This window comes from Pyramidobacter sp. CG50-2, assembly GCF_003612005.1.
GTDB lineage: Bacteria > Synergistota > Synergistia > Synergistales > Dethiosulfovibrionaceae > Pyramidobacter.
Genome location: NZ_RAWT01000034.1, coordinates 1 through 13,916, shown reverse-complemented (window position 1 = coordinate 13,916; position 13,916 = coordinate 1). Strand labels below are relative to the sequence as shown.

Here is a 13,916-nt window from a genome sequence, read left to right as displayed (position 1 = left end):
CCTAATCCCGGATCTCGACGGCGATAATGTCGTGGTCTGGATGATCCTTGCGCCTCGTGGAGCGGTGGCGGATGCGCGTCTCGGTCTCCTTCACCTCGCCCAGCTTGTCGCGGCCGATGCCGACATAGCCGATGTAGTCGAGATTGTTGTTCCAGTTGTCGAAGCTGTAGCCGTGCCGCAGCCCCAGCAGCGGGAAGCTCACTTCCTTCTGCGGATCGGGGCTGTTGTAGTCGCCGAGGATGAACAGCGGTCCTTCCATGCGGGCGGCAAGCTCGTTGAGTTTTTCCGTCTGCGCGGCGCGCTTGGCAAGGTTGTAGCGCTGGGCGGCTTCGGCGTCGCTCTTGCCGACGGTGGTCATGCTCTTGAGATGGACGGCCGCGAGCGTGTAGATCCTGCCCGAGGCGTTGTCCTTGAAGCGCGCTACCAGCGGCGGGCGGTCGAAGAGCTTGAACTTGCGCCCTTCGAAAATCCCCGTGCGGTTGGCGTAATACAGCTGGGGCGTCCCGACCAGCGTGACCTTGGCCGGGTTCCAGAGGAAGAACAGGTCCTGCGTGCCGTCGGTGTCGTTGCCGAAATATTTCCAGCCCGGCAGCGCCGTGGCGGTGAAAAAGCGCATCGTGGCGTTGCCCTCGATCTCCTGCAGCGCCAGCACGTCGGCGCCGCTGCGGCGGATCGAATCCGCCAGCTCGCGCATGTCCGCGGGCGTGTAGGGCTGGGAGCGGTCTTCGCTGGAACCGCTCATGGTGAAGAATTCGATGTTGAACGTGCCGATCGTCATGGCGAAAACCGGCGTGGCGCTCAGAAGCATGGCGAACGCGGCGGCCAGAGCGCGGCGGAACGTTTTGTTCACGGTGATTCCTCCTTGTGGAAAATTCTGGAATCTATTCTAGCACAGACGGCGTCCGCGGAAGCGTCCGCCTGGAATTTGCCTTAACGCGCGCGGATGGGTATAATTAAAAAAGGTTCCGGGATTTTTCCCGTGAAGTTCATATTGGTTATTCCAAGGAGGCAGCATCACAATGAAAAGCGCAGTCGCAACGACAAAAGCTCCCGGCGCTATCGGTCCCTATTCGCAGGGCATCGCCACCGATTGCATGGTTTACACATCCGGCCAGCTCGGCCTGACGCCCGACGGCAAACTGCCCGAGACGATCGAAGAGCAGGCCAGGCAGTCGCTCGAAAACGTCAAGGCCGTGCTCGAAGCCGCCGGCAGTTCGATGGACAAGGTCGTCAAGACCACCGTCTTCCTCAAGGACATGAACGACTTCGCCGTCATGAACGGCATTTACGCCCAGTACTTCAAGGAGCCGTTCCCCGCCCGCAGCGCCGTGCAGGTCGCCAAACTGCCCAAGGACGGCAAGGTCGAGATCGAGGTCGTGGCCGTCAAGTAACGTCGTGTCGCACGGCTTTGAAACAAAGGGCACAGAGACGCGGAGGAAATTTTTTAACAGAAAGCGCGAGTCTCGACGTCGGCGTGTATTTCGACGTTGAGACTCGCGCTTTTATTTGTCGATATCGATGGTCTTTTGCCTTTTTTTCGTGTTTTAGCGCTTCCGTGGTGGAATTTGTTCCGAATTCAGTACCCCAGCTTTTCGCCGATGATTACCGCCTCCATGTCCATCGACTTTTCCTTTTTCATGTACACGACCAGCGTGTTGCAGATGCGGTCGGGCGACGAGCAGTCGTAGCATCTGTCTCCCCTGGCGGCGCACGGCGTCTTGAAGCCGAAGCGCGAGGCGTTGGTCACCGCCGCCGTGTTGCGGGCGCGGAAGATCGCCGCCTCCAGCGTCGGCTCGATCTTGTCGGCGCTGAAGACGAAATAGACTTTTTCGTGCCCCCAGAGCGAGCCGGCGACGCGGTTGCCTGAACTGTCGATGTTGACCAGTTCACCCGTTTCCGCGGCGGCGTTGACCGACAGCATGAAGACGTCCGCCGTCATGGCCCGGTCCGCCGCGGCTTTGAACTCCGCGCCGGAAAGCGGCGTGGGATCGTAAACGACGTTGCGCTCGCGCAGGCGTTCGGCCAGCCCCATCTCCAGCAGCGTGTGCGAGTCGCCGAAGCCCACCGTTTTGCCGCGCACGCGGGAAGCCAGATAGTCGGCGGCCGCTGCGGCGGCGGCGAAATAGACGGCCTGAAAACGGTTGCGGCGTAAATTGGCGATGAATTTTTCACAGGGCATGGGCTCACCTCCGAAAATTTTTTTGCGGCAGCGCCGACGATGCTTCCATTATAAAAGGATTCGGCCGCAGGGCAAGCCGTTTTTGCATTCTTTTGCGGAAAATGAACCGGCGCGTCGGACGCGGTTAAAAAAATTCTCGACGCGTGGTTTTTATGTTATCATATTCCAGTTGGCTTGTTAAAATTGAATTCGCTCTGCAAGGGGGCATGTCCATGGATAAACGGTTGAAAATCGACGGACTGGCGCTTCGGGCGGCCTGCCGGCGGGAACTGGCGACGTTTTTGAACGTCACCGTCGGCACGCTGCTCATCTGCCTCTGCATCGCCGCGCTGATCGAACCCTACCAGTTCGCCAGCACCGGCGTGACCGGCGTCGGCCTGATCACCAACTACCTCTGGGGGATTTCGCCCGTCTGGGTGCTCACCGGCGGCAACGCGCTGCTGCTTGCCTGGGGTTGGAAAGCCCTGTCGCCGCGCTTCGCGCTCTGGACGCTGTACAACACCCTGCTTACCACCCTGGCGCTGCCGCTGTTCGAGATGTTCCGTTATCCGCTGATCAGCAACACGATCCTGGCCGCGCTGTTCGGCGGCGTCGTCGGCGGCCTCGGCATGGGCATCCTCTTTCGCGAAGGCGCTTCGTCCGGCGGCATGGACGTGGCGGCAGCCGTGGCGAAAAAACGCTGGGGCGTGGACGTCGGCTCGGCGTCGTTCTTCGTCAACGTCGGCATCCTCGTGCTGTCCTTCGTGGCCGTCGATTTCGAGCGCGTCCTCATGGGAGCTTTCAGCCTCTACGTGGAATCCGTCGTCATCGACTGGGTGATCAAATCGTTCGACCGCCGCACGCAGGTCATGGTCATCAGCGCCAAGACCGGCGAGATCACCCGTTTCATCATGGACTCGCTGGAACGCACGGCCACGCTCGTGGCCGCCAAAGGAGCGTATCGCCGCGCTCCCATGGAGATGGTCATGGTCATCCTCACGCGCCGTCAGGCCGTGGAACTGAAGCGCTTCGTGCGCTCCATCGACCCGGCCGCGTTCCTGATCCTCAGCGACGTCTCCGAAGTCGTCGGCGAAGGTTTCAAGAAGTGGGAGTCGTAGCGCCGCCGTTTTCAAAAAAACGACGGCAGACAAAAAACGCGAATATCCGAACATAAGGCAACGCCCGACAGCCGCTGAGCTGCCGGGCGTTTTTCGCGCCGATGTTCCACGTGGAACATCGGCGCGGTCATTTTTATAAGGAAAAGTTTTCCGCCCCGATCAGGAACGGAGACGGGCGGAAGCGTCGTGGCGTCTCAGCGTCTCCACGTGTCGGGCACGAACAGCAGCAGCACGGTGGTGAGTTCCAGGCGGCCGACGAGCATGGCGAAGGCCAGGACCCATTTGCCAGCGGCGGGGACGGAGGCGTAGTTGCTGGCGGGGCCGAAGGCGCCCAGCCCGGGGCCGACGTTGCTGACGCAGGCCAGCGCGCCTGAAAAGGACGAAAGCAGGTCGATGCCGAGAGCGGCCAAAAACAGGCTGACGGCGATGAGGATAACGATGTAGCACACGAAAAACGAGAGCACTGTGCTGACCACTCGGCTCTCCTGCGGCTTGCCGTTGACGCGCACGCAGAGCACGCGGTGCGGCTGGAGCGAGCGGATCATGTCGTTTTTGGCGTGGCGCGCGGCGATCATGAAGCGCACGACCTTGATGCCGCCCGAGGTGGATCCGGCGCAGCCGCCGACGAGCATGATCGCCAGCAGCGCCATCTGGGCGAAGTACGGCCACTGCAGCGTGTCGGTGACCATGAAACCGGTCGTGGTCATCAGCGTTGTGGTCTGGAACGCGGCGTGGCGCAGCGCCTGGCCGAAGGGCATGTCCATGCCGCTTTTCAGCGCCGAGCAGGCGACGGCCGCGGCGACGATCAGGATGATGCGGACGTACCAGCGGAACTCGTCGTCCTTGAAATAGGCGCCGAAGCAGCCGCGCAGGAACAGATAGTGCAGCGAAAAATTCACGCCGGCCAGAAACGTGAACGCGGTGACGACCCACTCGACGGCGGGGCTGCGAAAGTGGGCGATGCTGTCGTTGTAGATGGAGAAGCCGCCGGTGGCGACGGTGGCGAACGCGTGGGTGACGCCCTCGTAGAACGAAGTGCCGCACAGCATCAGCGCGCCGACCTCCAGCGCGGTGAGAAAGATGTAGATCTCCCACAGGATCGCGGCCGTCTGCTGCAGGCGGGGGGTGAGCTTTTCCGGCAGCGGCCCCGGCGATTCGGCCTTGAAAAGCTGCATACCGCCGCCGCCGATGAAGGGCAGGATGGTGAGGCTGAGGACGATGATGCCCATGCCGCCGAGCCAGTGCGTGAGCGCGCGCCAGAGCAGGATGCCGCGGGGATTTCCCTCGATGTTGACGAGGATGGACGCCCCTGTGGTCGTGAAGCCCGACATGGCCTCGAAGAACGCGTCGGTGAAGTTCGCCGTCGTGCCGTGGAGCACGTAAGGCAGCGCGCCGATGACGGAAGCCACGACCCACGAGAAGGAGACGATGGCGAACGCCTCGCGCACGCCGATGTCGCTACGGCCGGGAGCGCTTTTGCGCGAAGGGCGCGTGACCAGCGCCAGCGCGACGCAGGCGGCCAGCGAAAAGACCGCGCAGCGCAGCAGCACGGCGGCGTCGGGCGTGCCGTCGAACCACGCCCAGGCGGCGGGCAGGAACATGCTGCCGGAGACGATCGAACCGATCAGCGAAAGCACGAAAAGGACGACGCGGAAGTTCATGCCTGATCGACCTTGAAGAAACGCATCGCCTCGGGCATCATCTCGGCCATGGCGAAGACGGAGATCACGTCGCCTTCCAGCAGCGTTTCCGCGCCGCCGGGGACGAGGTACTTGCCGCCGCGCTTGATGATGGCGATCAGGATCCCCTTGCGCAGATTCAGATCCATGATGCGCTTGCCGACGGCGGGATTGCCGGGACGCAGCAGGAACTCGAGCATCTCCGCGCCGATGCGGTCGATCAGCGAGAGCATGCCGGCCGAATTGGGATAGCGGATGTAGCGCAGGAACGTGGACGCCAGCGTCTTGTTGGGATTGACGAGCACGTCCACGGGCAGCTTGCCCTCCAGATCTTCGTACACGTCCTTGCGCACGACGGCGATCGTCTTCACGTCTTCCTGCACGTTGGCCAGCGCGGCGATGATCACGTTCATCTCGTCGTTGGACGTGGCGGCCACGACCCCGTTGGCTTTGTCCACGCCGAGCTGGAGCATCAGATCCTTGTCCATGCCGTCGCCGTTGATGACCTTCACGTCGGGGAACTCGCGGGCCAGCCGCGCGCATTTTTCCAGATCTTTTTCGACCAGCGTCGTCTCCACGCGCGGCACGTTGGAGCTGAGCCGGTGCGCCAGATTGGCGCCCAGTTTGCCGCCGCCGACGATGATGACGCGCGACAGCCGTTTGTGATGTTCGACGTCGAACAGCCGCATCAGCGCCGGGACGCGCTCGTGCAGCGTGACGGCGAAGCACAGGTCGCCCTCGCGCGCCGTCCAGTCGCCGGAGGGCACAAAGCCGTCGTCGCCGCGTTCCACGTAGACGATGATGGCTCCCAGTCCCGGATACTTGACGCCCAGCTCGCGCAGGCTCATGCCGCAGATCGGCGAATCGGCCTCGACGCGGAACGCGAAGCTGCCGGCGCGGCCGTTGAACAGCTCCGACGAATGGACGGCGGCGTTGAAGCGCAGCAGCGAAGCGATCTCGCGCGACAGCGAACGCTCCGGCGAGGCCAGCACGTCGATGCCAAGGTCCTCGGCCCAGTCGGGCGTGTCGGTGAATTCCAGATCCCTGACGCGGGCCAGCACCTGCCGCACGCCGGCGCGTTTGCTCAGCCAGCAGGCCATCAGATTCGTCTCGTCGCGATCGGTGCAGGCGATCAGCACGTCCACATTGCCGCCTTTGACGACGCCGGCCTTTTCCAGCACGGCGGGACGCGCGCCGTTGCCGCGGACGACGCTGACGTCCTGTTCCTCTTCGAGGCGGGCGGCGGTCTCGGCGTCGCGTTCGATGATCACCACGTCCCGTCCCTCGGCGGATAGAGTGCGCGCCACCGTGCAGCCCACGTTGCCCGCGCCCACGACCACTATTTTCATGATCTCACGCTCCTGCGCCGCAGCGGAAAAAAACCGCTTTGCGGCGTTCTTTTCGTTTGATTTCGTCTGCAAAAACACATCGATTTAAATTATAGCATAGCGCGGTTGCGGCGATGACTCCGGCGTCGCGGTTCCAAAAAAAATTCCGCCCCCAAAATCATTCCGCCGCGGCGGAATGATTTTGGGGGCGGAACGGAAGGCTACGCCGTCTTCTTTTTCTTGCGCAGCGCCGGCAGCAGAAGCAGGGCGATCAACGCCCACAGCACGAGGCAGAGCGGGCGCGTGAAGAAGATCGCCGGCGAGCCGTTGGAGATCGCCAGCGCGCCGCCGAAGCCCTCTTCCGTGATGCGCCCGAGGATCAGCCCCAGCACCACCGCGCCGAGATCGAACCCCATACGGTGCAGGAAGTAGCCGCCGACGCCGAAAGCCAGCATCGTCCAGACGTCGAACATCATGTTGCGCATCGCGAAGCTGCCCACCACCGAGAGCACGGCGATCGCCGGCACCAGCAGCGAGTTGGGAGCCGTGGAGATGCGCGCGAAAAACGGCGCCAGATAGATGCCGAGGAACAGAAAGACGATATTGGCGAGGAACAGCGAGAGGATGAAGCCGTAGGTGATCGTGCCGTATTTGGTGAACAGCTCCGGCCCGGGGATCAGGTTGTTGATCGTCAGGCCGCCCATCAGGCAGGCCGCCACCGAGTTGCCGGGAATGCCCAGCGTCAGCATCGGCACCAGCGAGCCGCCGACGCAGCCGTTGTTGGCGCTCTCCGAGGCGGCCACGCCCTTCGGGTTGCCGTGACCGAACGTCTCCGGTTCCCTGTCGAGCGACTTGGCCGTGTTGTAGGAGATGAAGGCCGAGATCGTCGCGCCCGCGCCGGGCAGCATGCCGACGATCGTGCCGATGACGCCGCCGCGACAGATTGTGGGATAAAGTCCCTTGGGCATCTTGTTGTCCTTCAGCGTCGAGACGTCGGCCGCCAGTTCCTGCACGATGCTGGCCTCGCCGGTCAGATCGAGCAGCTGGCTGACCGAGAACAGGCCGATCAGCGCGGGGATGTCCTTGATGCCGTCGAACAGCTCCGGCACGCTGCCGGCGAAGCGCGGATAGGCGTCCATCGGGTCCATGCCGACGGCGGCCAGCAGCAGACCGATCACGCCCGAGATCAGCCCCTTGATCAGATTGCCGCTGGTCAGGGTGACGATGCTGGTCAGCCCCATGACGGCGAGCAGAAAATTCTCCGGCGGGCCGAAGCGCAGCGAGAACTTGGCCAGCACCGGAGCCACCAGCAGCAGCGCGAACGTGGAGACGATGCCGCCCCAGAAGCTGGCTACCGTGGCGATCGTGATCGCCACGCCGCCTTTGCCCTTGCGGGTCATCGGATAGCCGTCGAGCGCCGTCGCCGCGGCGGCTGGGGTGCCGGGCGTGGACAGCAAAATCGACGAGATCGCGCCGCCGAACATGCCGCCGGAATAGACGCCGCCCATCAGCGCCAGACCGACGACGGGATTCATGCCGAACGTGACGGGGATCAGCAGCGCCACGGCCATTGTCGCCGTCAGGCCGGGAATGGCGCCGATGATGACGCCGCCCAGCGTGCCCGCGACGATGGCGATCAGCGGCGCGGGAGCGAACAGGCTCAACGCCGCCTCAGTGATCATTTCCATCATCATTCCGCCTCCTTTACAGAAGCGCCAGGGCCGCTTTGGCCTTGGCGAGCGAGCCGGGCACGTCGGCAAACGTGAATTCTTCGAAGATCCCCAGCGGCACCGGCACGCCGAGGAAGCGCACGAACACCCCGTACACCAGCGCCAGCAGCGCGGCCGTGCTGACGATCAGCAGCAGCGGCCGGCGCAGCCCCAGCAGGAGCGCGAGGACGAGCATGTAAACGGCGCTGGCCGCATAAAATCCGACGTATTTGAGCGACAACACATAAACGAGCGTCAGCGCCACCGTGGCGGTAAACGCCCCGGGAGCCTTCACCCACTGCGGTTTGCCGGGATCCACGCCGCGCAGTGACGCGGCGATCAGCAGAGTGCAGAGGATCGCCATCACCGCCAGCAGGAATTTGACGTACTGCGAAGCATGCACGGCGTAGGCCGGAAATTTGAGAACTTCGGAATAGATGGCGCCGGCGAGGACGATCCCCGCGGCGCCGGAAAGAATGCTGACCGTTTTTTTGTTCATCGGAATGCGAACGTCTGCGGCGAAAATTTACCAGGGCGCGACTTCGTAGGCTTTGTCGGTTGCCGCCTGCAGCGCTTCGAGGTACGCCTTGTACTCGTCGCCGTTCATCTCGTTGATCAGCAGCACGCCCTTGGCGGCTGCCTGGAACTCGGGATCGGCGATCGTCTTGGTGAACATCTCGCGGATCTTGGCGAGCGCCTCGGCGTCCATACCGGCGGGAGCCGCGAAGCCACGCGAAGAGTCGGAGACCATCTTGGGATAGCCGAGCTCGGCCGTGCAGGGCACGTCGGGCATCATGTCGCTGCGCTTGCCAGCCATCACGGCCAGGCAGCGCATCTCGCCGGAACGGACCTGCGCCTCGACTTGGGAAACGTTCATGAAACCAACCGTGACGTGTCCGCCCATGACGTTGGCCTTGGCTGCGGACGATCCCTTGGAAGGCACGGGACGCAGCTTGATGCCGAGATCGGCCTCCGCGGCCAGGCGGGCGAAATCGTCGTCGCCGCCGGGACCGGAGGTGGACGCCGTGCAGTTTTCGTTGTTCTTGACGAATTCGGCCAGCCCTTTCAGATCCATGATCGGACTGTTGCCGGGGACGACGATCGCGCCCGGATCGGTGACGAGGTTGCCGACATAGTCGAAGCTTGCCAGCGTGTACTGCGCGCGCTTGGCGGAGACGTGGGCCGTCAGGTGCGGCGTGTAGAGACAGCCGAACGTGTAGCCGTCCTTCTTGGCGTTGGCGATGGCCTGGAATCCGATCTGTCCGCCGGCGCCAGGCAGGTTGTCGATCACCATGGGCGCGCCCAGATACTTCTCGCCGAACTTGGCCAGCAGACGGGCCATCGTGTCGGTGCCGCCGCCCGCCTCTGAGGGGACAATCACGTGCACCGGTTTTTCGGGATAAGCGGCCGCGGCCGCGCCGGCGCAGCCCGCCACAGCGACGAAAGCGAGAACAGCAAACAGTTTCTTCATAAAACGATCACTCCGTTCTTTGGATATGATGTTGGTGAAACAGATCGTTTCTCCATTGTACAATTCAGAGAGTTTTTTTTCAAAGGAAAGTTGACGGAAAAAAGAATTTCTTTGGGGAATCGAAAAACGATTCCGCCTTCGCCGCCTTCGCGGCGGAAAAGCGGCGGCGCTTCTGCATCGGATGAAGCGCCGCCGCTCTTTATATCGAATTGTTGAGGTCGGACGGGGCGAATTACAGATCGAATCGTACCCCTGCCGTCACCTGCCACTGCTGTTGGAAGCGAGCGTTCCAGGAACGTTGTACCTCGAGCCAGCCCTGCGCGTGATCGCTCCAGCGCGTCGCCGCGCCGAGCCCGACGGTGAGCCAATCGTCCCCGTAATCGTCGCTGACGGGTTCGCCGTTGAAGAGGACCGTGATGTCGCCCTTCAGTTCCTTTTCGTACATGACCTTGAGATAGGCATTCCACGGCTTGACCAGAGCCGTCGCGTCGAAACCGACGTTCGCCCCCGCGCGCAGGATCAGGCTGTCGTGGTTCTGCACGTCGATGTTCAGGCCGTTGCTGGCGGTCGCCTGCCAGCCGTGCAGCCGCGTCCAGCTGAGCTGAACCTGCGGCTCGACGTACCAGCCCTGCTTCACGAGCGGATCGCGGTAGAACCTCTGCCCCGCTTCGATCGAGGCAGTGACGCTGCGCGAATTGGCGCTGTCAACGTCGACGGGCATGCCGGCGGTATCCGTCACGTGATAGCTGCCGTCGTTCCAGTTCCACTTGACCAGTCCGTCGAGGTAAAACCCGGCGGCGTTCTGCCAGACGCCGTAGAGGCCGAGGTGGCGTCCTTTGAGACGACCGTCGCCGCTGCCGATGTCGGTGTCCACGCCGCTGAAGCCCGCCATCAGCCCCCACCAGCTGTGACTGCCGTTCGGTCTGGCACTGTGCCAGTCGTGGCCGAACTGGAACGTCCAAGCGTCGGCGTCGAGGGCAGAGAACTTGGGCGCGGCGTCGGCCTTGTAACGCGAGCGTGCAAAACGGAACCAGTTTTCGCCGTCCGATGGATGGTGGCTGAGGCGCAGCTCGCCCATGCGCTGGTTGAGCGTCTGCAACTCCAGGCGGCCGGCTAGGTACTCAGTGGCGCTGATCGTGAACGCGCCTTCGGCCGTGGTGGTGATTTTGGGCTGCGGTTTGGGGCCCGGTTCGGGCTGAGGCACCTTGACGGGGTAGAGATACCAGTCGTCTGCGTTGGTGTCGACGAAGTCGGGATAGGCCGATTCCCTGAGCGCCGAGGCGGCTACCGTCTCGCTGTTGCCGACACGGTAGATGAACGCCCCCAGCTCGACGTCGTGGGTTTCCCTGAAAGTAGCGTTGAAAGGATCCGGGGTTTCCCCCTCTCCCCCTCTGAGATCGGCGCGAGCGTTCACCGTAGGCTGCGGCTCCGGCGGCTCCGGCAGGTTTTCGCTGTGGACGATCTTCAGCGGCTTGTAGGGGCCGGCCGCCGCGCCGTTGTTGGCGAAGTCGATCTTATGGGCTCCCTCGCTGCTCTCCCAGATGTGAAGCAGCGAGCCGCTGCCGGCCGCGATGTCTCCTTTCATCCGGAAGGTGCCGCTACCGGTCAGATGGGCGACGTTCAGCGAGGTCTTCATGCCTTTGAAGGCGTCGGGAGCTGAAGCAGGATCGCGGAAAAACGGATCAGCAGGGTCGGCGCTGCCGCGCAGGTTCACGATGCCGCCGTTCAGATGCAGGGATGTGACTTCGCTGGGGAACACAAGATCTTCGCCGGCGTCTCTTTCGCCGCCCCTAGATGCGACCGTGACGAAGTCCCCGCTCCTGGCTTTGAGTTTCACGTCCCGGACGTTCCATACGGCGCCGTCGCCAAGGGAGACGTCAATCCTCCCTGCCCTTTCGTCGTAATGGAACCAGGAATTGCGCGCCTTGGTATCCTCAAGCGTCCAGCCGTCGAAGTCGTATTCCCCATTGTTAAAATCAAAATTGGTGAGGAAGTCGTTATACATGTCATAATACGGGTTGTGATACCAGGCGCTGCCGGTGACGGCCGTTCCCACCGCGGCTTCGAGGACGATGGAACTGCGCCAGTCTTCCTCGTCCGGGAGTTCGCGGGGACTTCTTTCGTTGAACGGTCGACCAATCCCGTAGGCCCATAAATTACCGGTGACAGCGGCACCGGGGCGGGTGACGATGTCGATTTTACCCCCCTGCCAGGCAAAGATATCGCCCTCCTGGCTGATCACGTTTTTCAGGTCGATGCGCCCCTGCTCGTCGGCGATGGTCTGCCCGAGGATCGTGGTGCTGAAGCCGTCGTTGTCCACGCGAACCGACGCGCCCGTTCCCCCGGCGTAGACGGCCTTTTCAAGAGCCCCCTCGCCGTGGACGATCGACAAATCCCCTCCGGAGAAGAGCGCCTTGGCCGTACCGTCGTCTTCCGTCTCGAGGTACAGCACGGCGTTTCTGTTCAAAACGCCGTACCGTTCCAAAGTTTCATCCGATGAATCGCCGACGTACTGGTCAAAAAACTGTTTTACGCTTTCTTTGTTGGGGCTGGCGCTCAGCGCCGCCTTGCCGTTGAAGGAGGCTTTGACTTGACTGTTCGCGAGGGCTCCCAAGTACAACGCGGCGGCTCCCTTAGCGCTGAGCGTGGACTGCTTGGCGTTTACGTCGAGCGTCAGCGACGTCGGTGCGTTTCCGCCATTTCCATTGCGCCCGACCGAGAGATCGACGGCCCGTCCCACGTACCACATGGACTCTTCGGTGATGAATTCGGCCTTCTCCGCCGGGACTTCGGGCGTGCCGACGGTCAGGCCGATCCGGCCGCCGCGCTTCGCGACCATGGTGCCCGTGGCGGCGACCTCCTGCCTCAGGGCGGCTCCTTTTTGGGTGCGCAGCTCCAGATTGCCGCCCACCGTGACGTCGATCACGGGCAGTGTCGTATCGGCGTCGCGCGCCAGAAGCCATAGACCATAGGAGTTGCGAGGATCCCGACTGGACTCGGAGACGGAGGCAAAATTGCCCTTGACGTTGAAAAGAGTCTCGCTGTTTCCGTCGGTGTTGATCCAGATGCCCGAAGCATAACTGGTAGAACTGCGCGTCTTCAGCGACAGGTTCTTCTCGAAGGTCAAATGCTGCTTTGTCCTGTGTTCGTCCGAACCGTAGTACGAGAAGAGGCGCATGCCGGCCATCTGCCCCTTGGCGTGGTTCGGGTCGTCGTCGGCGGGGGCGAAGGACACGTCGCCCTTGAAGGCGGCTGTGGTGGAAGAGCCACCCTTGTCGTTGATGTAGAGGCCTATGACGTTGGTCGGCCGTTGCCCGTCGTTTTCGCCGTCGGCCGAGGAGTAGTCGATGCGCGTCGTCCCGTCGACAGTCAGCGTAGTCTCGTTCTGGTTTTGATGTGGAACAAACGGACCGATGTTATTATCAATGTAAACGCCCCAGATATCCCTGCTGCCTCCCTTGGCGACGGTGTGGAGCTTCAGGTCGCCCTTGACGTGCAGCGACGAATGGGTGGAGGGGGCGTTTTCGTTGCCGCGGCTGTTGGTCATCCACAGCCCTGCAGCGTGGCGGGAGATGTAACTTTGACTCCCCACCTGATCCGGACGCAGGTTGAGGACGCTCCTGACGGTGACGTTGGCGTCGCCCTCGATGGTCATACTGGCCGTGGCGGCGGGGGAAGGAGCGGCGCCGGGAACGCCCGCGGCGCTGGCGACGATCCCCAGTCCTACCGTAAGACTATTGGAAGATAACCATTGATCCGGATCAAAGGTCCCGCCCCGGTTCGCCTCGTTGGCGATGTCGAGCGCGACGTCTCCGGTGACCTTCAGCGTCGCTGTTCCGTCCTCGGCCAGGGAGTAGAACCCGGCGCCGTTGATCTTGGGATTGTTGGTGTCCTGTGAACCGCTGGCTTGCCTGTTGCCGGTCTCGAGGTTCAACTTTAGCGGCGCGTTAACGCTCAGCAACGAATTTTCGCCCGCTGCCGCGTGAGCCAGCAGTCCCTTGACCAGCGTGCCTTTTGTTACGCCGGCTTGCGACGTGATCGTGAGCTTCGCGCCCTTGTTCACTGTCAGCTGTGCGCCTTCGTGAGCGGCGATACCTGCCCCGTTGGGAATAGGTGTTTCAATCTGCGTATAGGGCTGTGATGAGCTGTCGCCGAAAACGATGTCGGCGTCATCCGCGATCGTGAACGTAATGGGGGCGGGATGCTCTCCTGTTTTGGTAATGCCCGGGCCGCTCTCGGTATCTTTCGTCACTGGCGCCGGGATCGTTACAGCCTCCGCCGGGCGAGCAAAGCCTGCCAAGGTCAAATGTTCCCCCAAATATGACTGCAAAAAAAGCAAGATCACTTTTAAAGCGAATCTTCCCCTGTTGCGTTTTTGAAATTCTTCAAGGTAAATGCAACGCAACATCCGGTACCCCGTTGCATTAAATCTGAATTAAAAGAAGCTTGCATT

General features: G+C 62.4%; 10 protein-coding genes. 2 read left to right on the top strand and 8 right to left on the bottom strand.

Annotation, left to right across the window (positions count from 1 at the left end):
- Position 1: 1 nt before the first annotated feature.
- Positions 2-850, bottom strand: a complete 849-nt coding sequence (locus D7D26_RS08020; protein ID WP_120372699.1) for an endonuclease/exonuclease/phosphatase family protein — start codon at positions 848-850, stop codon at positions 2-4.
- A gap of 169 nt (positions 851-1,019) precedes the next feature.
- Here D7D26_RS08020 and D7D26_RS08015 point away from each other — a divergent pair, with 169 nt between their 5' ends.
- Positions 1,020-1,391: a RidA family protein gene (locus tag D7D26_RS08015; protein WP_078016390.1), complete on the top strand. Its 372-nt coding sequence runs from the start codon at positions 1,020-1,022 to the stop codon at positions 1,389-1,391.
- A gap of 185 nt (positions 1,392-1,576) precedes the next feature.
- Here D7D26_RS08015 and D7D26_RS08010 read toward each other — a convergent pair whose 3' ends face one another.
- Positions 1,577-2,179 (bottom strand): lactate utilization protein, encoded by a 603-nt coding sequence (locus D7D26_RS08010; protein ID WP_120372698.1) that lies wholly within the window; start codon positions 2,177-2,179, stop codon positions 1,577-1,579.
- A 212-nt stretch (positions 2,180-2,391) separates the two neighbouring features.
- On the opposite strand from D7D26_RS08010, the gene D7D26_RS08005 reads away from it, so the two are divergent.
- Positions 2,392-3,276, top strand: a complete 885-nt coding sequence (locus D7D26_RS08005; RefSeq protein ID WP_120372697.1) for a YitT family protein — start codon at positions 2,392-2,394, stop codon at positions 3,274-3,276.
- Positions 3,277-3,470: 194 nt separating this feature from the next.
- Here D7D26_RS08005 and D7D26_RS08000 read toward each other — a convergent pair whose 3' ends face one another.
- From D7D26_RS08000 to D7D26_RS07975, 6 genes are all read right to left on the bottom strand, one after another.
- Complete coding sequence (locus D7D26_RS08000; RefSeq protein ID WP_078016393.1) at positions 3,471-4,937, bottom strand: TrkH family potassium uptake protein; 1,467 nt, start codon at positions 4,935-4,937, stop codon at positions 3,471-3,473.
- Positions 4,934-6,304 carry a Trk system potassium transporter TrkA gene (gene trkA / locus D7D26_RS07995; protein WP_120372696.1) on the bottom strand — a complete coding sequence of 457 codons (1,371 nt, stop codon included), beginning with the start codon at positions 6,302-6,304 and terminating at the stop codon, positions 4,934-4,936. The genes D7D26_RS08000 and trkA overlap by 4 nt, the downstream gene beginning before the upstream one ends.
- A 200-nt stretch (positions 6,305-6,504) precedes the next feature.
- Entirely contained in the window at positions 6,505-7,971 is a 1,467-nt protein-coding gene (locus tag D7D26_RS07990) for a tripartite tricarboxylate transporter permease (protein WP_233543505.1), read from the bottom strand.
- 16 nt (positions 7,972-7,987) lie between these two features.
- Positions 7,988-8,491 (bottom strand): tripartite tricarboxylate transporter TctB family protein, encoded by a 504-nt coding sequence (locus D7D26_RS07985; protein ID WP_120372694.1) that lies wholly within the window; start codon positions 8,489-8,491, stop codon positions 7,988-7,990.
- Between the two features lie 27 nt (positions 8,492-8,518).
- Entirely contained in the window at positions 8,519-9,463 is a 945-nt protein-coding gene (locus D7D26_RS07980) for a tripartite tricarboxylate transporter substrate binding protein (protein WP_120372693.1), read from the bottom strand.
- 232 nt (positions 9,464-9,695) lie between these two features.
- Entirely contained in the window at positions 9,696-13,715 is a 4,020-nt protein-coding gene (locus D7D26_RS07975; protein WP_158606309.1) for an autotransporter outer membrane beta-barrel domain-containing protein, read from the bottom strand.
- Positions 13,716-13,916 lie beyond the last annotated feature (201 nt).